21 protein-coding genes are annotated in these 20047 nt (G+C 52.7%); 7 read left to right on the forward strand and 14 right to left on the reverse strand.

Translation table 11 applies throughout. The features are described from left to right. Positions 1-64 precede the first annotated feature (64 nt). Complete coding sequence (locus tag AC58P5_RS03785; protein WP_497384661.1) at positions 65-877, reverse strand: class I SAM-dependent methyltransferase; 813 nt, start codon at positions 875-877, stop codon at positions 65-67. A gap of 151 nt (positions 878-1028) precedes the next feature. Here AC58P5_RS03785 and AC58P5_RS03790 point away from each other — a divergent pair, with 151 nt between their 5' ends. After that, entirely contained in the window at positions 1029-1484 is a 456-nt protein-coding gene (locus AC58P5_RS03790) for a GNAT family N-acetyltransferase (protein ID WP_497384663.1), read from the forward strand. 104 nt (positions 1485-1588) lie between these two features. Next, positions 1589-1867 (forward strand): hypothetical protein, encoded by a 279-nt coding sequence (locus AC58P5_RS03795; RefSeq protein WP_497384664.1) that lies wholly within the window; start codon positions 1589-1591, stop codon positions 1865-1867. A gap of 298 nt (positions 1868-2165) precedes the next feature. Here the strand turns inward: AC58P5_RS03795 and AC58P5_RS03800 are convergent, their stop codons facing one another. The 5 genes from AC58P5_RS03800 to AC58P5_RS03820 form a co-directional block, all read right to left on the reverse strand. Further along, positions 2166-2459 (reverse strand): DUF6509 family protein, encoded by a 294-nt coding sequence (locus tag AC58P5_RS03800; protein ID WP_497384665.1) that lies wholly within the window; start codon positions 2457-2459, stop codon positions 2166-2168. 87 nt (positions 2460-2546) lie between these two features. Beyond that, positions 2547-2702, reverse strand: coding sequence for a hypothetical protein (locus AC58P5_RS03805; RefSeq protein WP_497384666.1), 156 nt, complete (start codon positions 2700-2702; stop codon positions 2547-2549). Positions 2703-2947: 245 nt separating this feature from the next. Beyond that, positions 2948-4222, reverse strand: a complete 1275-nt coding sequence (odhB, locus tag AC58P5_RS03810) for a 2-oxoglutarate dehydrogenase complex dihydrolipoyllysine-residue succinyltransferase (RefSeq protein WP_497384668.1) — start codon at positions 4220-4222, stop codon at positions 2948-2950. A 25-nt stretch (positions 4223-4247) separates the two neighbouring features. Then, the gene (locus tag AC58P5_RS03815) at positions 4248-7097 is read right to left on the reverse strand and encodes a 2-oxoglutarate dehydrogenase E1 component (RefSeq protein WP_497384669.1); all 2850 of its coding nucleotides are present in this window, start codon (positions 7095-7097) and stop codon (positions 4248-4250) included. Between the two features lie 306 nt (positions 7098-7403). Further along, complete coding sequence (locus tag AC58P5_RS03820) at positions 7404-8225, reverse strand: MBL fold metallo-hydrolase (protein ID WP_497384671.1); 822 nt, start codon at positions 8223-8225, stop codon at positions 7404-7406. A gap of 210 nt (positions 8226-8435) precedes the next feature. Between AC58P5_RS03820 and AC58P5_RS03825 the strand changes: the two genes are divergently transcribed. The 5 genes from AC58P5_RS03825 to AC58P5_RS03845 all read left to right on the forward strand — a co-directional run bounded on the left by AC58P5_RS03825 (position 8436) and on the right by AC58P5_RS03845 (position 13674). After that, positions 8436-9914 (forward strand): spore germination protein, encoded by a 1479-nt coding sequence (locus tag AC58P5_RS03825; protein ID WP_497384672.1) that lies wholly within the window; start codon positions 8436-8438, stop codon positions 9912-9914. Positions 9915-9924: 10 nt separating this feature from the next. Next, a complete protein-coding gene (locus tag AC58P5_RS03830; protein ID WP_497384673.1) occupies positions 9925-11007 on the forward strand; it encodes a GerAB/ArcD/ProY family transporter in 1083 nt (360 codons plus the stop codon). Further along, the gene (locus AC58P5_RS03835) at positions 11000-12097 is read left to right on the forward strand and encodes a Ger(x)C family spore germination protein (protein WP_497384675.1); all 1098 of its coding nucleotides are present in this window, start codon (positions 11000-11002) and stop codon (positions 12095-12097) included. The genes AC58P5_RS03830 and AC58P5_RS03835 overlap by 8 nt, the downstream gene beginning before the upstream one ends. Before the next feature lie 197 nt (positions 12098-12294). Continuing rightward, positions 12295-12942, forward strand: coding sequence for a metal-dependent hydrolase (locus AC58P5_RS03840; RefSeq protein WP_497384676.1), 648 nt, complete (start codon positions 12295-12297; stop codon positions 12940-12942). A 66-nt stretch (positions 12943-13008) separates the two neighbouring features. Next, positions 13009-13674: a sensor domain-containing protein gene (locus AC58P5_RS03845; protein ID WP_497384678.1), complete on the forward strand. Its 666-nt coding sequence runs from the start codon at positions 13009-13011 to the stop codon at positions 13672-13674. A 40-nt stretch (positions 13675-13714) separates the two neighbouring features. On the opposite strand, the gene AC58P5_RS03850 is transcribed toward AC58P5_RS03845, so the two are convergent. The 8 genes from AC58P5_RS03850 to AC58P5_RS03885 all read right to left on the reverse strand — a co-directional run bounded on the left by AC58P5_RS03850 (position 13715) and on the right by AC58P5_RS03885 (position 19946). After that, on the reverse strand, positions 13715-13906 hold the full coding sequence (locus AC58P5_RS03850; protein WP_497384679.1) for an antitermination protein NusB: 192 nt from the start codon (positions 13904-13906) through the stop codon (positions 13715-13717). A gap of 151 nt (positions 13907-14057) precedes the next feature. Beyond that, positions 14058-14390 (reverse strand): low molecular weight protein tyrosine phosphatase family protein, encoded by a 333-nt coding sequence (locus tag AC58P5_RS03855; protein ID WP_497386023.1) that lies wholly within the window; start codon positions 14388-14390, stop codon positions 14058-14060. Next, positions 14386-14934, reverse strand: a complete 549-nt coding sequence (locus AC58P5_RS03860) for a hypothetical protein (protein WP_497384680.1) — start codon at positions 14932-14934, stop codon at positions 14386-14388. Before AC58P5_RS03860 ends, AC58P5_RS03855 begins: the two co-directional genes overlap by 5 nt. 13 nt (positions 14935-14947) lie before the next feature. Next, positions 14948-15538, reverse strand: coding sequence for an AAA family ATPase (locus AC58P5_RS03865; RefSeq protein WP_497384681.1), 591 nt, complete (start codon positions 15536-15538; stop codon positions 14948-14950). Between the two features lie 154 nt (positions 15539-15692). Next, entirely contained in the window at positions 15693-16115 is a 423-nt protein-coding gene (locus tag AC58P5_RS03870) for an immunity 22 family protein (RefSeq protein ID WP_497384682.1), read from the reverse strand. A 35-nt stretch (positions 16116-16150) separates the two neighbouring features. Next, on the reverse strand, positions 16151-16774 hold the full coding sequence (locus tag AC58P5_RS03875) for a pyridoxamine 5'-phosphate oxidase family protein (RefSeq protein ID WP_497384684.1): 624 nt from the start codon (positions 16772-16774) through the stop codon (positions 16151-16153). A 171-nt stretch (positions 16775-16945) separates the two neighbouring features. Beyond that, positions 16946-18382, reverse strand: coding sequence for an erythromycin esterase family protein (locus AC58P5_RS03880; RefSeq protein ID WP_497384686.1), 1437 nt, complete (start codon positions 18380-18382; stop codon positions 16946-16948). 127 nt (positions 18383-18509) lie between these two features. After that, positions 18510-19946, reverse strand: coding sequence for a multi antimicrobial extrusion protein MatE (locus tag AC58P5_RS03885; protein ID WP_497384688.1), 1437 nt, complete (start codon positions 19944-19946; stop codon positions 18510-18512). Positions 19947-20047 lie beyond the last annotated feature (101 nt).

The following is a 20047-nucleotide window of genomic DNA, read 5'->3' on the forward strand; positions in this document are numbered from 1 at the left end:
CTCGATTATAGCGTTAAAATCAGCTTATTCCAATCCCTATACAGAGAATAATCGGACGGCTGCTTTAAAGTCTCCTGCCAATGTACAAAAGGTGCGAGGATGAGCCGAGATTGTACGGATCTTCGGCCGCCTGCAGGATCAGATCCAGCACTCTGCGGGCAACTTCCTCCCCTTGCGAGCGCCAATAATTCCACTGCTCCTCCGTCATTCCGCTGGCGATACTTCCCGAACCGATCAGCTTGACCGTCCCGAAGCCGTTTGTCTCCATAAACGGGACAATATCGCCAACCGGAAAATAGTACGCGCCGGTAAAACGCCCGTCATCGCTGTGATCGAAGCGGCCCGTTTCGGCGAAAGCCTCCAGCCCGCGGACCGTATCGTTCGGCTTCCAGTTCTGCGGAAAGCGCAGGGAATTGGCGAGATGCCTTATCCGCGGCATAAAAGCGACAAAGACCCAGCCGTCTTTGGCGGTTACCCGGTGAAGCTCGCGTACCGCCTTCACCCGGTCTTCAGCGGCTTGCAGGTGATAGAGCGGCCCGAGCATCAGGGAGGCGTCGAACTGCCCGTCTCCGAACAGGCTGAGGTCCCTGGCATCGGCTGCATGAAAGCCGCGGAACCGGTCCAGCAGCCCCAGCTCGCCGGCTTTGCTCCGCGCCGTTTCCACGAGCTTCGGCGTCAAGTCGGCAAGGGTCACGCCATGGCCCTGACGAGCCAGCTCCATGGCGTATTTGCCCGGTCCCGCTCCGTTATCCAAAACAGCGGAGCCCGCGGGCAGGTACTTTTTTATAAAAGACAAATTTATGGTGTACTCCCACGGTTCCCGTTCCAGTCTCCCCCACTCGTCAAATTGGCTGTAGTAGTTTACGATAGGTTCCATTTTTGCACCTCCCGATTGCTGTTATCCAAATCAATTCGAGCCGAAAGCCGTTTTTCCTCTTCCCGAAAAAGGAATTGGGAGACGGATGTTTAATAGGAGTAAAGGTGGAGTTGTTAGAAGACAGAAACCGTATAAAAGGAGAAAAAAAACGATGAACATTACGGAATTGCGCCATGGCGAACCTTATCCGATGGACCTGCTGCTGCTTGCCGATCCTTCGGAAGAACTGGTTCGGGAATACATAGAAAGAGGACGCTGCTTTATCGGCACGGCTGCGGATGGGACCATGATAGGCGTCTATGTGCTGCTGCCGACACGTCCGGGCACAGTGGAGCTCGTTAACGTGGCCGTCCGCGAGGATTGTCATGGCAAAGGCTACGGCAAGCGGCTGGTTCTCCATGCCGTCGGACAGGCCCGGGATTCCCGCTTCAAAACGATCGAAATCGGAACAGGCAGCACCGGTGTCGCCCAGCTTGCGCTTTATCAGAAGTGCGGATTCCGGATTACGGGAATCGACAAGGATTTTTTCGTCCGGCACTATACCGAAGAAATCTACGAGAACGGAATGCAGGTAATCGATATGGTCCGGATGTCCCAGGATTTATAAAATTTTAATGAGGACGCTCTCAACCTCCGACATTTTCTTCGCTTTCCGTTTGGTATGCTTAGAGTGCGCTTAGAGAACTAAGTGTACAATTGGAGGGATGAACGATGGCAGAGTCCGAAAAAGTAATTCAATTGTCTGAAGAAGAAGCCGCAGTCTCAGAAACAGCCGCTGCCGGCGAGGTTGAAGCTGCCGAGGAAGCCCAGGCGGAAGCGGAAAACGCCGCCGAAGCTGCGGAAGACGAAACGGCGGAAGGTGTGGAACCGGCCGAGGATTCCCCGGAAGACATTACGGAAGCGGACGACGGCGAAGTCTCGGAAGCCGATGGAACCGGTGAAACGGATGAAGCCGGTGAAGACGCGGCATCCGAAGAAGTTTCGGATTAAACCCTGCAACCCCTTCGCATCTTATACTTACATCTGCCGAGCCTGTTCCTCCGGGAACAGGCTTTTTATGCGGCCGCATCCTGACTTCATATTACTTCCGGTTCTTCGGCATCCGTACGACGGCAAACGGTTCGACTTCTATTCGGTGTCCATTCTGCAATCACCGGGCGGCCTTTGTTGCGCAGCAAAAAACATGCAAAATAAGGCTTCCCTCCACCATCCGAAGACGGCCAGGTAAGCCTTTTGCCAGAATGACGGGATTGTTAAGGACGAAGAAATGCCCTTTCATCCGCGCCTTCTATTGGTCCTGTGGAAGATGTTCCCTGCAGAACGTATCGACGACCGCAAGCTCTTCGTCTTCAAGATCGAACTCAAGATAGGTATCCGTCGAATTTTCATGGATATCGTACTTGATTATCCGGCTTTGGCCTTCGTCCACGGCGTATATCACCCGCAGATAGATTCCGTTCGCCGTGTACAGCTCGTCGTCTTCCGGTACATCTACCTCCAGATTAAATTCATAACGTTTTCCCGGAATAATCCCGAACGGGTCTTTTACAAATTCTACACTAAAAGCTGTAATCGTTAGCATGTCAGCATTCCTTTCTCATCAAAACCTTCGAAGCCTATTATACACCGAATCCGGAAAATTCCCATCCCCTCTCTTCCGGGCGAATCTTCAGGAAATCAGTCCGAGCGTCTTAGCCTGTTCTTCGGTCAGGACAAATTCCTCGCTGGCCCACACGTCGTCCTCTTGATTCAAACCGAACATTTTCATCACTTCGGGCCAGATTCCCTTGTCCAGCGCCTCGCTTTGCGTAATCATGATTTTCATCTCTTCTTCCCCCTTCGAATGGTCTGTCGCTGCGTCCTGCTTCTACTCATTCATTACCCAGAAATGCAATTTCTATGACAGCGGGAGCTATCTGAATTTAAACGAATAAGATGGCATGCTTGAACGGCAGATTACCTTTACCTTGAAATAATAAAAAAAGCCCGCCGAGCTTGTGGCTCGGCAGGCTTTTCGTAACAACTTTTTATTGTGCAGTGCCGGTCGGTTAAACCGCTCTGGTTGAACGATTAACCTTCAAGCAGCAGGGATTCCGGATCTTCGAGCAGTTCTTTTACAGTTACGAGGAAGCGAACCGCCTCACTGCCGTCTACGATACGGTGGTCGTAGGAAAGCGCGATGTACATCATCGGACGGTTTTCCATTCTTTCCGCATCGATCGCAACCGGACGGATCTGGATTTTGTGCATGCCCAGAATACCCACTTGCGGAGCGTTAAGAATCGGCGTGGACAGCAGGGAGCCGAATACGCCGCCGTTCGTGATCGTGAACGTACCGCCTTGAAGATCGGACAGTGCCAGCGTGTTGGCACGCGCCTTGCCGGCCAGGTCACCGATTTGCTTTTCGATATCCGCAAAGCTCAGACGGTCCGCTTCGCGAACGACCGGAACGACCAGGCCTTCCTTCGCGGATACGGCGATTCCGATATCGTAGAACTGCTTCACTACGATATCGTCTCCGTCGATCTCGGCGTTCAGATGAGGGTATTTCTTCAGAGCGCCAACGACCGCTTTCGTGAAGAAAGACATAAAGCCGAGGCCCACGTCGTGCTTGTCAAGGAACGCCTGCTTGCGGCGTTTGCGCACGTCGAGGATGGCCGTCATGTCGACTTCGTTGAAAGTCGTCAGCATAGCAGCCGTGTGCTGAGCTTCCACGAGACGGTTCGCGATAGTCTGGCGGCGGCGGGACATGCGCTTGCGCTCAACCGGTTTGCCCGGTACCGCTTGCTGTGCGGCTTGTCCTGCGCCTCCTGACTTCGCTGCAGCCGGCGCGCTTGCCGGTTGTGCCGCTTGCGTGCCGTGGGACTTCACGTCGTCTTGGTACACGCGGCCGATCGGATCCTGCGATTTGACCTGGCTCAGGTCGATACCGCGCTCTCTGGCAAGCTTTCTGGCGGCCGGCGAAGCTGCCAATGCCGCGCTGTCGCTTTCCGCTGCGGAAGCCGCAGGAGCTTTGGCAGCCGCTTGAGCGGCCGGAGAAGCTGCAGGAGCTTCTGCCGCTTTCGGAGCCTCAGGCGCTGCTGCAGGAGCCGCAGCTGCCGGTGCGCCGGAGGAAGCGCCGATCACGCCGACGATTTCGCCGACCGATACGTTGTCGCCTTCCTGCTTGCGGATCTCAGACAGGACGCCGTCTTTTTCCGCGCTGATTTCCAGGTTTACTTTGTCCGTTTCAAGTTCAAGCAGCAAGTCGCCTTGACTTACCGTACTTCCTTCAGTCACAAGCCATTTAGAGATGGTTGCCTCAGTAATAGATTCGCCTAATTCAGGCACTTTAATATCAGCCACGATGGTGACCTCCTATGCAGGGTTATTATTCCGGTTGTTTAAGAGCGAGCGAGATAATCTGGTTATGTTCGAACGTATGAATCTCCTGGAAGCCGCTAGCCGGGCTGGAGCGGTCAGGCAGACCCGCGTAACGCACGTTGACTTTGTCCGGCGCAAGGGAACGGATTCTGGATTCCATGAAGTTCCAGGAGCCCATGTTCCGCGGCTCTTCTTGTACCCAGACGATTTCTTTCAGTCCCGGGTACTTCGCGATGATTTCCGCGATATCCTGTTCCGGCAGCGGGTAAAGCTGCTCTACGCGGGCAATATGAAGCCACGAGAAATCGCGGTCTTCGGAAGATTCAAGCGCTTCTTCCAGATCGATCGCCATTTTACCGGTGGTCAGCACAAGACGTTTCACTTTCTTCGGCTGATCGCCAAGACCTTTCTGTTCCATGACCGGCAGGAAGGAGCCTTCGCTGAATTCCTTGCCGTCGGACGACACGCGCGCGTTACGGATAAGGCTTTTCGGCGCCATAATAACGAGCGGACGAGCCTCTTCGCGTTCCGTGATGGCAGCCTGGCGGCGGAGAATATGGAAATATTGCGCCGCGCTGCTCAGGTTAGCGACCGTCCAGTTGTTCTCTGCGGAAAGCTGCAGGAAACGTTCCAGACGGGCACTGGAGTGCTCCGGTCCTTGACCTTCGTAGCCGTGCGGCAGAAGCATCACGAGACTGGATTTTTGCTCCCATTTGGAGCGGCCCGCGGAAATGAACTGGTCGATGATCACCTGCGCCGCATTGGCGAAATCGCCGTACTGGGCTTCCCAGATCACGAGCGTTTCCGGCGAATAGACGTTGTAGCCGTATTCGAAAGCAAGGACAGAGCCTTCGGACAGCGGACTGTTGTAAATAGCGAACGATGCTTGCGCCTGAGGCAGCTTGTGCAGAGGCGAATAGGTCGAGCCGTTCTTCACGTCGTGCAGAACAAGGTGACGGTGCGCGAACGTTCCGCGGCCTACGTCCTGTCCGCTGATCCGGATCGGCTTGCCGTCGGCCAGGATCGAAGCGAACGCCAGCGTCTCCGCGAGCGCCCAGTCTACCTTGCCGCCTTCGTTAAGCGCGTCTCCGCGGCGTTCCAGGATACGCTGCAATTTCGGATAAACGTTGAAATCTTCCGGCCATGTAATCAGCTCGCGGTTGATTTCCTGCAGTTCCGGAAGCGGAACGGCCGTATTGATTTTCTTGAGATCGTCGAAAATAGCCGGCTCGGCGACACGCTTTCCCTTGCCTTGGTGATTTTTGACGAGTTCGTACGCTTCCTGAAGCGTGTTCTGAATGTTCTGGATCATCTGCTGGTAGCCGTTGTCGTCTACAAGCCCTTCCTGCTTCAGCTTTTCCGCATACAGGACGGAGATCGTGGAATGGTTCTTCACCTTGCCGTACATCAGCGGCTGAGTCGTTTCCGGATCGTCGTTCTCGTTGTGGCCGTAGCGGCGGTAACCGATCAGGTCGATCAGGAAGTCTTTCTTGAACCGGTTGCGGTATTCGCAAGCCAGACGCGCCGCCGCTAGGCATGCTTCCGGGTCGTCCGCGTTGACGTGAACGATCGGAATCTCGTAGCCTTTGGCCAGGTCGCTCGCATAGTGAGTGGAGCGGGAATCCGAGCTGTCGGTCGTAAAGCCTACCCGGTTGTTGACGATAATATGGATCGTACCGCCGTTCTGGTAACCGGTCAGCTTCGTAAAGTTGAGCGTCTCGGCAACGATTCCTTCACCCGGGAACGCGGCGTCGCCGTGCATGACAATACAAGCCGCCTTGTTCAGATCCTGTTCTGGATAGCCGGGATTTTCACGATTATCTTGTGCGGCACGCGCAAAGCCCTCAACGACTGCGCCTACAAACTCCAAGTGACTCGGGTTGTTCGCGAGTGTCAGCTTGGCTTCTCTAGTTTCGCCTTCCTTGATTGAGCGTCGTGCACCCAGGTGGTACTTTACGTCCCCTGTCCAGCCGTAGTTGATTCCTGTGGAACCTTCGGACGGAATGATGTCTTTGTTCGGCGCATGATGGAATTCCGAAAAGATTTTCTTGTACGGCTTGCCCAGAATGTGAGCGAGCACGTTTAGGCGTCCACGGTGAGCCATCCCCATCAGAATGTGTTCCGCTCCGTCGTGAACGACTTCATGAACGATTTCGTCTAAAAGTGGAATAAGTACGTCCGTACCTTGCAGCGAGAAACGCTTCTGGCCGACAAACGTGCGGTGCAGGAAGTTTTCAAACTGCTCTGTCTGTACAAGGCGGTCCAGAAGCTTAGTGCGCTCTTCTTTCGTCAGCGGCTCGATAGATGCGCCCGATTCCGCTTGACGGTTCAGCCAGTTACGCTCGTCTTCTTCATGAACATGGCTGAATTCAAAACCGATCGATTGGGAATATCTTTGACGCAGGCGCTGGATCGCTTCCCAGCCGTTCGCCACGTCGGACGGAGCTTCTTCCCAGACGATTGATGCCGGCATAGCCATCAGATCTTCTTTGGTCAGGCCGTATGTGCCCGGCTCAAGCAGTCTTGTATCCGGGTTAGTGCTCAGACCCAGCGGGTCCAGGTTGGCAGCTAAGTGCCCGTATGTGCGAATATTCCACACCAGTTTGCCGACGGCGACGACTTTCTTCAGCACGTTCGGGTCGCTGGTGGTAGTGGTTCCTGCGTTTGCCTGACCTTCGGATTGGACGGTTTGTACCGATGCCGGAGGCGCTCCAAAACGCGCAAACAGGTCCCGATAAGCTGCTTCCACAGAGTCGGGATCGTTCAGATACTGCTCATACTTCTCTTGAATGTAACCTAAGTTCGGCCCGTAATAAGATTCCCAGGGCCATCGACTGCCTTCCACTTCATTCCTCATAGCTGTAATTTTCCGCCTCACTTTTAAGATATTAGTTCTGCTCGTATAGAACTTCTAGCATAACAATAACGATAGCCCTCCTCGTCGAGAATCTCTCCTCAACTTCAGGTATCGTCATCAAATGTGGAAATTACAATACTTATTATAATGCAGTCTATAGAAAAGTCCAAAAAATTTGCGCATTTTGTCACAAGAGTTCACAATTTAACCGGCAATTATGGCTTTTTTGGTAAAAACCTCATAGATTGCCGGTTTTTTCGACAAATTTTCAGACAATTCACCTTAAAAAAAGAGGGAGTTCAGCCGTTATTTCTTCTCCGGCATCGCCCGTTCTTCGAAATGTTCAGAAAGTGTTCGCAATCCTTCCACCAAATCCGATCCGCAAACAGGTCTTCCATGTCCCGTGACGGCCAGAGACGGCTGCAAACCTTCCAGAAACCGGACGGAAATTTGGGCCGCTTCCCAGTCGGTCGTAAAATATTTCGGGGGCCCGTTCACCTCCGGCGTCTGCATGATTACTTTATAAAGCGACTCCTGCTTGACGTTCACGAAAGCGTCGCCCGCGATTAAAGCTTTATCCTTGTCCCGGAAAAGGGAAATGTGACCGGGTGTGTGGCCCGGCGTATGAATCCATCTCCATCCCGGCATTTCGGGAATGGAGCCGCCCGAAGGAAGCTTGCGCAGATAGCTGCCCAGATCGATCCCTTCGTTCGGGAAAGTCGGCGACATTCTCGCGACGAGCCCGCTGTCCACGTCCGGGTCGGCCGGCGGATAGTCCTGCATCCCGTTCAGATAAGGAATCTCAAGCTCGTGCGCGTATACGGGCACGTTCCACCGTTTGACCAGATCGGTAATGGCCCCGACATGGTCGAAATGACCGTGGGTCAATACAATTGCGCGCGGGGGCACCGTCCCGAACCGTTTTTCCGCGGCTTGGATAATCTCATCCGCGGAACGCGGCATCCCGGCATCCACAAGCACCCAGCCCTGCGGATTGCTGACTTCCCCCACAAACACGACGTTCACGATCTGCAGAGTGAGGCAGTAGATATCCGGGGCGACCTCGGTGCCTTCCCCGCTCTTGATAGACGTAACCGGCATCCTTTTGTCTTCAAATGTATTTTCCATCCATCCGGCTCCTTTCCGTACTCCGTAGTTTCCCAGAAAACGCTGTGCCTGCTTATACTTACCCCATTCTCCCCAAAAAAATCGGCTCTTTCCCGGCATTTCTACGAGTTGTCAGGATGCGCATGTGCGTTAAAGCGGCAAATTTGATAGGAGGTATAAATCTTCCCTCTTTTCACAAAATAGGAAAAACGGACGGAGAGGTGATCGGCTATGCGTTTCAAAAAATGGATGCGTTTGTTGTCCGGTACGAATCCCCCTTCGCCCATCACCCGGCAAATTCATGCCGTCCCTCCTGTGCTTGACACGATCAGAGAACAGTTTAAATACTGCAGCGATCTTACCGAGCGGGAATTTCCGGAGCTTGCGATCACGCTTTTTTATTTTAAACATATGGTCAGCCCCGATTTGTTCGAGCGCGAAATTCTGACCCCTCTTGAAAATATCCAGGCGGACGAGACGGACGAGCTGCTGAAAAATTCGATTTTTATCCGTGTGACCGAGGAAAGCATCCTTGTCGAGAAAATCGTCAGCGGCTGGGCCGCCCTGTTCGTCAAGGGAGCCGCCTATGCCGTCGATATTTACGGGCCCGAAGTCCGGGCCATCGAAAAGTCGGAGACGGAAGGCGTTATCGTCGGCCCCCACGACGCTTTTACGGAATCTTTGGAAGCGAACTTGTCTCTCATCCGCAGACGGGTGAAAAGCAATCATCTGAAAGTTCAAACGTTTAACGTGGGTGAAATTACACGCAGCAAAATATTCGTCCTCTACATCGATGGAATCGCCAACATGGAATACGTCAATACGATGACGCAGCGTATAGAGGCCATCGAGACGGACGCGATCTGCGATGCGACCATGCTCGTTCAGCTCATCGACGATTTTCCCAACTCAGTGTTCCCGATTATGCTGAACACGGAACGCCCCGACGTTGCGGCCTCCAAACTTGTGGAAGGCAAAGTCGTCGCCATCGTGGAGCAAAGCCCGTCGGTCATCTGCGGACCGACTTCCTTTTTCGAATTTTTTATTTCACCGGACGACTATTACAGCCGTTGGGCGGTCGGCACCGCGACCCGCTTGCTGCGCTACACGGCTTTTATTATCACGATTTCGTTTACGGCCCTCTACGTCTCCATTACGACGTACCATTACGAGATGATTCCGGACAATCTGATCACAACGCTGACGGAATCCCGCAGCCGGGTTCCGTTTCCGCCCGTTTTCGAAGCGCTTCTGATGGAGACGACGATTGAACTGCTCCGGGAAGCCGGAGCCCGGCTTCCGACCAAAATCGGGCAGACGATCGGCATCGTAGGCGGTATCGTGATCGGACAGGCGGCCGTCCAGGCGGGTTTCACGAGCAATATTCTGATTATTGCGGTGGCTTCTTCGGCGATAGCCTCCTATGTGATTCCGAGCTATACGATGAGCGCTTCCATCCGGCTGATCCGCTTCGGGCTGGTCATTGCCGCCGGCGTACTGGGCAATTTCGGCCTCATGGCCGGTATCGCCCTGATCATCATTCATTTGGCCAAATTAACGAGCTTGGGCGCTCCTTACACCATACCTGTCGCCCCTATTAAATTAAAAGACTGGAAAGACATCTTCATCCGCGCCCCTTTCTGGAGCCTGAAAAGCAGGCCTAGCCAGTCCCTTTCTATGAACAAAAAATACAACAAGCTCAAAAAGTAGGTGGTCGGCTTTGTCCAGGGAGACATTATGTACCCACCATGTCGGGTTTCTCGTTTTCAATACGCAGATGGGTGTCGTATTCTTCACTCTCCCGCGGATCGCGGCCACTCATTTCGGAACGAACGGCTGGGTATCCATGCTTTTCGTCGGGATTCTCGTTACGTTCAATATTTATCTGATCTCGCTTGTCAACAAGCTTGGAAAAGGAGCGTCCTTCTTCGACATCGTGGAGAAGACGATTCCCAAATGGGTGCTGGCACCGCTCTATCTGTTCATGACAGGCGTGTACAGCATGATCGCATGCCTGGTGGTCAAGCAGTATGCGCTCATCTATCAGCTGCTGATTTTTCCTTCCACGCCCGATATGCTTTTGAAAATGGTTCTGGACATTCTGGTTCTGCTGCTGCTTCTCAAAGGCATTTACACCATCTCGAAAGCAAACATCATATTCTGTCTGCTCTTGCTGCTGCTCGTTCCGATCTTCATCGCTTTCACGACGGAGTTTGATTCGGTCCGTCTCACAACTTCCTTTTTCAAAGACGGAGAAAGTATGGCCAAGGGATTCGTCAAAATGTACAGCGCGTTTATGGGCTACGAAGTCAGTCTGTTCCTCATTCCCTATGCCAGCCGGAGCGTGAACTGGATGAAGGGGGCTTACATCGGGAACTTTGTGGTGATGTTCGTATATATGATGGTCACGTTCATCTGTTACGGCGTTTTCAGCTATGTCCAGCTTAAACATCAGTCTTTTCCGCTGCTGGATCTGCTCGCTTACGTGAAATTTCCGTTTATGGAACGCGTTCAAAATTTCCTGTACAGCGTTTTTCTCATTTCCGTAATCGTTACGGCCTCCATGTATTTCTGGAGCAGCAAAGAAACACTGGCCCGGCTGGTTCCCAAAATAAACGCCAAATACATGTCCGCCGCTATCGTGCTTGTCACCTTTCTCATTTCTTACATTCCCAAAACTCTCATCATCGTGGAAAAGTGGTTCGCCAATCTCGGTGTCATGACGATTTGTCTCGCGTTTTTTTTGCCGGTATTCGCTCTCGTTGTCTTACTTTTCCGTAAAAGGAGGCGGGCGAATGTGTAAGCTGCGGATTCTTGTCCTTCCTGCGCTTTTTCTTCTTGCCGGCTGCACAAGCGACCAGAACATCCTGGAAAAGATCGGCTATGTGCAGTCCGCCGCGTATGACTGGGCGCCGGACAACAAAATGAAGGCAACTCTGAGCATCCCGGTTATCGAGAGGGAATCCCAGGACGGGCAGGACGAAATACTGACGGTAACGGCATCGAGCAATAAAGCGGCGAAAAACCTGCTCTCCCGGAAAACGAGCCGGACGCTTGTCAGCGGCCAGCTCAGAAACGTGCTTTACGGCATCGAGCTGGCCAAAACCGGCCTCCGCCAGCATATGGACAGCCTTCTGCGCGATCCCTCCATCTCCAAAAGAGCCAATATCATCCTGACGGAAGGCGAAGCGCACGAGATCATCAGCCGCAATTACCCCGGCCATCCCAAAACGGTGCAGTATGTAGCCAAGCTGGTGCAAAAAGAGTTTCAGCTTCAAAACATGCCACGCATTCTTCTCCATCAGTTTATCCGGGATTATTTCGACGAGGGCATCGATCCGATCGCGACCGTCATCCGCATATCCGGGAAGAATTTGGAGATCAGCGGAATCGGTTTATTCAAGAACGATGTCTATGTCACGAAGCTTCCCACAAAAGACATGATCTTCTTTAATCTGCTGTACCAAAATCAGAAACAGGGTGAATTTTCATTCGCCCTGAACGATGAGGAAGTCAAATCGATCATGTTCAACGCCATCACCAGCAAGCGGAAAATTAAAATCCGTAAAGACGAGAAGGGCGTTATACACGCAGATATCCGAATGAAGGTCCATGGAAGCGTCCTTGAATATGTCGGCAGTCTAAATTTGAGCACGGATGACCGGATCAAGGTGGAGAAGAAACTGGCGGCCTACATCTCGGAGCAGTCCGAAAGGGTGTTCTCCATCATGCAGGAAAACGGGGTCGACAGCATCGGGCTGGGCCGGTATGTTCGGAACAAGCTGGGCTTTAAGGCGTGGAAGAAGCTGGACTGGGAAGAGAGTTATCCGGCTATACAAGTCCATGTCAAAACCGAGTTTTACATCAAAAATTTCGGTAATTTTCATGACTGAACGCAGACAAATGCAAGAATAGACGCGGCAGCTCGTTTGGACGGGTGCCGCGTCTTTTTTGTTGATTTCTTCGAAGCCCGAAAATCAGCAGAAGTACCTATTTTTCCTCCATGCCTTGTGCGAAGCGGGCTTTCCTTGTATACTGTCTTAGCAAACATATGTTTGCATTCCTAACATCGTCAGTCAACGGAGGCATTATGAAAGGTTCAACTCATCTCGCAATCGGCACCGCCATCGGACTTGCCGCGTCCGCTTCTCATCCCTTTACCCTAACGAATTTCGCGGTATACATATCGGTAGCCGCTTTCTCCGCGCTAAGCGCGGATTTGGACGGTCCCAGCATGCTGAGCAGCAAGCTCGGCAAAATTTCCAAATGGCTGCGCGAAGTGTTTCTTTGGGGAGGCGCCTTGCTCCTTGCGGCCGTGGCCTACCTCTTCTTTACGAAGCATCAGTTTTATCCGGAACGGATGACCATCGCGGTTATGATCTTTCTGATCGGCTTCGTGACCAAAGAAGGCATCATCCGCAACGCGCTGGTCAGCCTGGTCGGAGCGGGGCTCATTTACTGGGGCTGGGAGACCCAGATGAAATGGCTGCTCGGGCTCGGCGCTTTTGTCGTCTGGGCTCCCTGGCTGAAACACCGAGGGATGACGCACACGGTATGGGCGCTTGCGGTGTGGGGCGCCATCGGCATGGAGCTGGAGAAACAGCTGCAGCTGGAAGGCATAATGATGGTCGCCGTCGCGGGTTACTTCTCTCATCTGTTCGCCGACACCTTGACGCCAAGCGGTGTTAAATGGCTGTATCCGCTCTACAAAAAGTCTTTCAAAATCCCGTTTCGGTAAGTTTTGAAGGGGGTCGCTCTCCGCCGCCGTCTTATTAAGCAGATCACATAAGGACGGTGGAAGACAATGAATAAATCTCCAGACTTGACAGCATCCTTTTTTTATCTGCTCGCTCTTCTTCCCACGGGACTGTTCGGCTTTGTATATGCAGTCGTAGGAATAGCTTTGTCCATCGCGCTTATGCCGCTATTTATCGGGTTCCCGCTTCTTCTGTTCGTACTGCGGACGAATCGGCACCTGACGGACCTGGACGCCCGCCTCGCCTCCCGTCTTCTTGGCCTGGAACCGCAGACCAAGGAGGAAACTTCCGGCGGCTTATTTGCCGAAGAAGGGAAGTCCTTCTGGGCCCGGCTTGGCGCGGAACTGGTCGACACGCGCTCGTTCAGCGCGCTGCTTTGGCAGTTCATCCGCCTTCCGCTTGGCATTCTCGCATTTGCGTTCGCGGTTTCGATCGCTTCGGTCGTGCTGGCCCTGCTGGTTTCTCCGATTGTGTACGGGGTTCTTCTTCAGACCCTACACATCGATATATTTCATGATCAGCTGAACTTCTTCCTGATGAACGAACGGATCGATTCCATGCAGCTTTCCCTGATCCATACGGGAATCGGCATCCTGGCCGCTCCCGTCGGAATGATCGCTATCCGCAAGCTGGCCCAGTTCATGGGTTCCGTCGCCGTAGAGATGACCCGCATCGGGGCGCCATCGTTTCAAGCCGCTCCCCGGTTCCGGTAGTACAAAGAGCTGTCTCCTTCACAGGGAGACAGCTCTTTATTTAATACATCCTCTTCCGCTCCGGCTCGTTAGGAATTCTATCCCAAACGACAATGAGCAGAGTAGCCAGCGGCCCGATCAGCAGCGAAATAAAAAACCAGTTTAAGCCGCTCCGGTTTTTCCCCTGGGCCAGACCCGCATTGATCAGCGCCAGCGTCAGCCAGCCGATGCCGTTTTCCTCGTTTACCTGCATAGACGCGTACCTCCATTTCCCCTCAGGAAATAACTTGAGAAACAAGCCCTTCATTTCCCGGGCAACCGCATAAAACGCTAAGATGAGCGTTCAGATGACAACCTTCTCCAAAGCCGGTCCTTCCGCATGCAACCAGCACGCCGAAAGATCGTCAGTCCTCCGTAAGAGGAAAATAGTCCGACACCCGGGATTCCAGGAGTTCAATAAGCTCCTCATCCATAAATCCGTACTCGTCCGGAATCTCCAGGCAAATCACCCGTTTCTGCTGCACGATGGAGCTGAATTTTTCCGCAATTCTTCTTTTATGCTTCTTCTCCATGACGAAAACAACGTCCGCCCAGCCGATGTGACCTTCGGTCACCTTAATACGCGCGTTCTCTTCCGTTCCGGCGGAGCGGACCTGCCAATCTTTCACCCCGTTAAATACTTTCTCGGCCGTTAAACTCCGCCACCTGTTTCTGCTGCAAAGAAATAATAGTTTAATCGTCCTTCTCTCTCCCCCGTGCCGCGAAATTCAGCAGAAGCCGGCCTTCGCAGATGCTGCTCTCCAGATTGAGCGCGGAAATGCTGACAAACGCCAGTCCTCCGTATTCAAACAACTTGGCCCCTTTGTACAATGATAGTGTACGGTAAAGGCTGATGGGCTCCCTTCCCGGAAAATTGAACGTATATTCGATTTCCACCTGGGACATTACGTTTTTAAAAACCTGTACGGACAAGTATAATTCGCCTTCCAGACGAATGAGGGCATATTCCTTATGACTTTCCGGATAAACGTTAAAATCCGCGGACTCTACCGCATATTCCGGTGAATATTTCATAATCATATGGAGCTGGTCGCCCGTTATCGGCACTCCAAGCGCTCTCAGATACGCTCCCTGTTGAAAATCCACAAGCTTAGACAAGGACATTAGGACAAAACCACCCACCAAACTTATAAACGCTGCCGGCAGATTGCCTGCCGAAAAAGAGAAAAACGTTCCAAACACGAGCAGAAACAAGCCTGCGATACTTTGAATGGTCGTCACGGCGACTTCCTTTCTAGAACCGAATTTGTTTGAGCTGGGTCAGCAGGCGGTCGGCCTTCTTCCGGATTGTGCTCCTGTTGTCGGGCAGAAGCTGTATACCCGCAATGGCAGCAATCTTCTCGCTTACTTCACCGATGGTCAAGAAATCCGTATCCAGGTGATGTTTGAAAACTTCTTCCGAGAGTCCCTCCCTGCAGCGGTCTATCTGACGGGCCGCCCACGAATTCGGACCTTCCCCTCTCGATCTTAATCTTCTAAGCAGTGTTTCTTTGGACGCACAGAGAGCGAAGTGGTGAACCATCCTGTTATCCCGCCGCAGCCTCCCCACGATCTCATCGAAGTAAACCGGATTGACGAGAGTCATCGGAACGAGAATAACGCCGTCAAATTTGCCGCTTATGTAATTCAGCATGCCGTAATTGCTTTCCCGCCACATCGGATAATCCTGAAAATCATCCAGCGCCGTGGAAGGAGGCACATTTTTGCGTATAAAATATCCCGCATTTTCGGGATCGTATAAAAACGAGCCGGGTATCCGCCGGTGCAATTCGTGCGTCGTTTGGGACTTGCCGGAGCCAAAGGCGCCGTTCACCCATATAATCACGGAAGTCACCCACTTTCTTTAAAATGTGTGGAGACCGCTCTAGCCCTCCAGAGTCAGCACGATCACCGAGTGTTTGTGCGGAATAGACCCCAGGCAAAAGAAGCGGTTGTAAAAATCATCCTTTTAATCGGGGAAATTACAAAACTTTGTCTCCTTACTCGTACTCGGCCATCCCTGCGAATACAAGACGGTTCGCGCCGGGCGCGGCACTTTTTCCCCGGTTATTTAAGGGATAGCTGAAATTGTAAAGGAGCACCACCGTATTCCAGGCGCTCCCCTCGGGAAGACCCTGCGCCTCGAATTGAGGAAGGATCTTTTCGTCGTACGAACATCCTTCCAGGAGCTCCGCTAGCGAAAAGGTTTCCTCCTCAACGAGATAGGCTTCGAAAAAATCTTCGTCGAACCAGCCGATTCCGAAATCGGCGCAAAATGCCGGCGATACGCTTTCTCCGTCTTCATCATACGTAAATTCGGTATACTGCCTGAGGTCTTCATCCTCGCCGAACTGTCCCACCCACAAGGAAACAAAGCCGGGACGTTCCCCTATAAGCTCCTTTTCTTCCTCAACGTCTGGCATCAAGCCCGCCTCCTTCAAGTGTATACTGCGAAGTCTCAGTACATTCTCTTCTCATAGCTTTCCTTCAAGCCTTTGGAAACCTCATCCGCCGTAATGTCCGGACGGTTGGCATGGGCGGCGATCATTTCCGGCACGGAGGGCAGCGACGCGGGCCAGGTGTTCGTATCCCACAATTCGGATCGTTTAAACGCTTTCGCACAGTGGAGAAAAACTTCTTCCACCTCGATTCCGATCGCCAGCTTCGGGATCTTGCCGTGCGCCTCAAGCGGAGCGAGCAGGTCGGGATCTCTCGTCAGGCACGCTTTTCCGTTGATCCGCAAAGTTTCTTCCAAGCCCGGTATAATAAAAATAAGACCGATATGCGGATTCTCCAGGACATTCCGGTATGTATTCATCCGCCGGTTGCCCGGCCTTTCCGGTATAATCAGGTGATGATCGTCCAGCACCTTCACGAAACCGGGCGCGTCGCCTCTAGGCGAAACGTCGCAATTTCCCTGGAGATCGGCCGTTGACGCGAACAGGATAGGCGACAGCCCGATAAACTCCCGGCAGTGCCGCTCCATATAAGTGATTTTCATCGCCTCAACGATTTTGTTGGGATACCCGAGCATCTCCCGCAATTCGGCTTCCGCTTCGATACGATCCTCAAAAAAGTCCATCTATCCAACCTTCTTTCATTGGAACAATTTTACTTTATTTTTGATTATATCGGATTTTATATCTCGCTTGCATCTTTTCGGGTTAAACGTAAGCAGCGTCGCCCTCTGGGTACGCAAAATAGCCGGTAATCTGCCCAAGCAGATTCCGGCTGTACATTTTATCGGGCGGTACTACTGCGGACCTGTTTTACTGCGCATGTAAGACGGCGGATGGACCGTATCAATAAGCAGCAGACCGTCAAACTGATCGCGTGGGATGAAGCTTTCCTGCATCATTCCCCAATCGAGCGAGAGGCGCGGTTCGAACATCCAGGAAGTACCCGGTTTGTCTTTGCGGTATTTGATGTCGACAAACGTATAAGGGTGCCCGTGCTGCTTTAAAATGTCTTCAAGCGAACCCCGTTCCGGTTTCACGATGGGATAGCTCTGCCCCATATTGTTGGCGGCTTCGCCTTGATACGTATACAGGCCGATCACATAGCTCTGTTTCTTTAAACGGGCCGGCATGCTCTCGCCCATAAGGCTCAGACCCGAGTAGGCCGAATTTAATACGGCCGAGTTTTTCTTGCGGATATGTACGTTATGTCCCCAGACGATGATTTTCTTGTCCGGGTAAATTTGTTCGGCAAGCCAGGTCAGATTGCCGGCCATCATCTCGTCACGCATCCTCATCGACTCCTGGAAGGGGACGATATCGTTCTGTTTGATCGCAAGATTGCTGCGGATATTAACCTCGGTATACGTATTAACCACCTCAATTCGGTTATCCAGGACGCGCCGGGTCATCTCGATCAGGTGCGGATTGCGGGGATAGTCCGTTTTCAGCTTATCGGCGTTCTCGTTCACAAACGTTTTCATGCTTTCATACGTCTCAAGGAGGCGCGGTTTCGCCTTGGCGTACCCCGCTTCGTCTTCACTGTAGCTCCAATCGCCCAGCTCCTGCTCCGCATCCACGAACGCTGCGGCCAGTTTGGCGTCTCTGGACCCGATCCAGTCACGGACGAACTCCGAATACGGGGACTGGATCTGCATATCGAACCCGCTCAGGATCAAAGGCTTGTCCGTTGCGAGAGTCTGTTTGATATAGTCAAAAAGCGGGAGCGTCTCCTTGGACCACCACACTCCGAAAATGGCTTCTTTCATCATTTGTTCCGGGGTCGAATCGGCACTCTTGGCAAGGGCGGCGGACGCATTTCCAAGTCCCGATTCGAAAGCGATGACATCGTAACCTAGCTCCTGGTGCAGGTATTGAATAAGGCGGACTTTGGAAGAACTGTATTCCGCCGCCCCATGCGTGTTTTCACCGAGGTAGACCAATTTTTTGTCGATCAGCAGCGGTTTCAGAAATTCCAGATCTTTAAACCGGTCTTTCTCTATGACGCCTTTCTCGCTGGCTTCAGGCTGGATGCGGTCCAGCGCATACGCATGGCTTTGAATCCAGTTCGCCCAGCTGCGGCCGTATTTTTCCGTTGTGCTGACTGCGGGCGGCTTGCTGTCCGCTGCGGTATCGGCGGCTGCCATACCGGCAGCGGGAAACGCTAAGATGGCGGCGATAGTCAAGGCGATGGTCGTTTTGATTGTTTTTAGCTTCAACTGATGTGAATGCAAAAGAAATTCCTCCTATGTAAACCGGTAAGTAAAAGCGTCATAACGAGGATGACCAGCTTTATACTAAACCTTGCGATTTAAAAGGAGGAAGGGTTTTGTTTAAATTTGGTTTAAATTTCGGAAACGATCAGACCGATTTTCCTTGCGGTGCGCTGCCGCTTATCAATGCTTCTCCCCTGCCGCGCTTTACCGCAGCGAGTACGACGATAAACTCCGCCAGCGTTCCGACCGACTGGGCAAATGCGCCGATAGCCCCGTTCCAGCCCGGCGTTAACACGATCAGCAGCACAAGCGAGACGAGCATGACGGTAACGTTGGCCGACTGCGAATAGACCATCGTCCGCGTTTCCCGGCGCAGCATAAGAATGCCGTTGCAGTAATCGAGCCAGGGAAACACGAGCGTGAGAATCATAAACACGCGCAGCGTTTTGATCACTTCCTCCATCAGCCGGTCGCCGACCCCGATGACCTCGGTCAGAAACCACGGTCCGGCAGCCGTATACGCAAGTAAACCGATCAGAACGGATGGAATGAAGCTGATGACCAGCACGAAACGTTTGACGCGTCCGGGATGAATCCGGTAGAAATTCAAGACAATCTGATGGATATACGAAAAAAAACTTTGAACGAGCTGCGTCAAATTGGAAGCGACTGCGAAAGCCGCGATGGCGATCACCGCATCTCCCGCCTTGCCGAGCAGAGCGTTAAGCGACGGACCGATCACAACCGCAATAAACGACGAGAATAGAAGCGGCTTGTAAAAGCGGAAAACATCGCCCGTTTTTTCAACGGTATGCCCCGGGCTCTTCTCCGGTATTTTATGCTTAAGCAGCGCACTGCCCTCCCACACCGCAACGGCGCTCTCGATCACCATGCCCACCAGAAAAATAATCGCGCCCACGCTGCTTCCGGTAACTCCGTGTACCCGTATGTAATACTGCGCGACGAGATACATGCCGAAAAGACGGACAACCATCCCAATCGTGAGCCAGAACGTTCTTTTGTTATAAATAATCAAACCGTGATAAAGGCATCTCAACCCGGAAAACAGACTGACGAACATGAGAATCCGGTATACGTTCAGAACGTTTTCGAGCTGAGCGCCGCCGATGCCGAACACGGCACCCATCAGCCATTTTCCGGGTGGTAAATAAGACAAGATCAGTCCGGCCGCCATAATGGACGCGAATACATAAAACGCGACCCGCCGCATGGCGCGAAACGAGACCCGGTCGCGGACAAGCGCGGAACACGTCTGCCTGAGCAGCACGGCCGGCTTCTCCGTTATGCCCAGAAGGCTCATCGCAATGGCATAGCCCGCGATAACATGCTCGGGATCGGGCGCCCGGGCAAGTGTACTGTTAATGATCGAATGAGACATTGTGACCAGACTGGCCGCTATGCCGAGCGGTACAAAGAATACGAGCAGCTTCCAGAAGGTAACCGCTTCATGAACCGGAGGCGCGTGTTCCTCCCCGCGGTCTGAGCCGGCAGAAATTCCGGCTGGTTTGGCTTCCTTGAGACTTCCGGTTTCCTGTAAATCATCGGGTTCATCATCTGACATAGCGTTGCTCCTCACTCACGAAGTTTGGACTAGAAATCAAGCGCAAGGCACAAAGTTATCTCGATTGTAGCACAAATAAACGGCCTTCCCCCCGATATAGT

Source organism: Paenibacillus sp. JT31N7 (assembly GCF_059692095.1).

Bases quoted from the DNA above. Each gene is read 5' to 3' on its own strand.
- AC58P5_RS03795 (WP_497384664.1), top strand. From the start codon at position 1,589: ATGGCAGAGTCCGAAAAAGTAATTCAATTGTCTGAAGAAGAAGCCGCA.
- AC58P5_RS03845 (WP_497384678.1), top strand. From the start codon at position 13,009: ATGAATAAATCTCCAGACTTGACAGCATCCTTTTTTTATCTGCTCGCT.
- AC58P5_RS03840 (WP_497384676.1), top strand. From the start codon at position 12,295: ATGAAAGGTTCAACTCATCTCGCAATCGGCACCGCCATCGGACTTGCC.
- AC58P5_RS03870 (WP_497384682.1), bottom strand. From the start codon at position 16,115: ATGCCAGACGTTGAGGAAGAAAAGGAGCTTATAGGGGAACGTCCCGGC.
- AC58P5_RS03875 (WP_497384684.1), bottom strand. From the start codon at position 16,774: ATGGACTTTTTTGAGGATCGTATCGAAGCGGAAGCCGAATTGCGGGAG.
- AC58P5_RS03885 (WP_497384688.1), bottom strand. From the start codon at position 19,946: ATGTCAGATGATGAACCCGATGATTTACAGGAAACCGGAAGTCTCAAG.
- AC58P5_RS03850 (WP_497384679.1), bottom strand. From the start codon at position 13,906: ATGCAGGTAAACGAGGAAAACGGCATCGGCTGGCTGACGCTGGCGCTG.
- AC58P5_RS03785 (WP_497384661.1), bottom strand. From the start codon at position 877: ATGGAACCTATCGTAAACTACTACAGCCAATTTGACGAGTGGGGGAGA.
- AC58P5_RS03800 (WP_497384665.1), bottom strand. From the start codon at position 2,459: ATGCTAACGATTACAGCTTTTAGTGTAGAATTTGTAAAAGACCCGTTC.
- AC58P5_RS03805 (WP_497384666.1), bottom strand. From the start codon at position 2,702: ATGAAAATCATGATTACGCAAAGCGAGGCGCTGGACAAGGGAATCTGG.
- AC58P5_RS03820 (WP_497384671.1), bottom strand. From the start codon at position 8,225: ATGGAAAATACATTTGAAGACAAAAGGATGCCGGTTACGTCTATCAAG.
- AC58P5_RS03825 (WP_497384672.1), top strand. From the start codon at position 8,436: ATGCGTTTCAAAAAATGGATGCGTTTGTTGTCCGGTACGAATCCCCCT.
- AC58P5_RS03790 (WP_497384663.1), top strand. From the start codon at position 1,029: ATGAACATTACGGAATTGCGCCATGGCGAACCTTATCCGATGGACCTG.
- AC58P5_RS03835 (WP_497384675.1), top strand. From the start codon at position 11,000: ATGTGTAAGCTGCGGATTCTTGTCCTTCCTGCGCTTTTTCTTCTTGCC.
- AC58P5_RS03815 (WP_497384669.1), bottom strand. From the start codon at position 7,097: ATGAGGAATGAAGTGGAAGGCAGTCGATGGCCCTGGGAATCTTATTAC.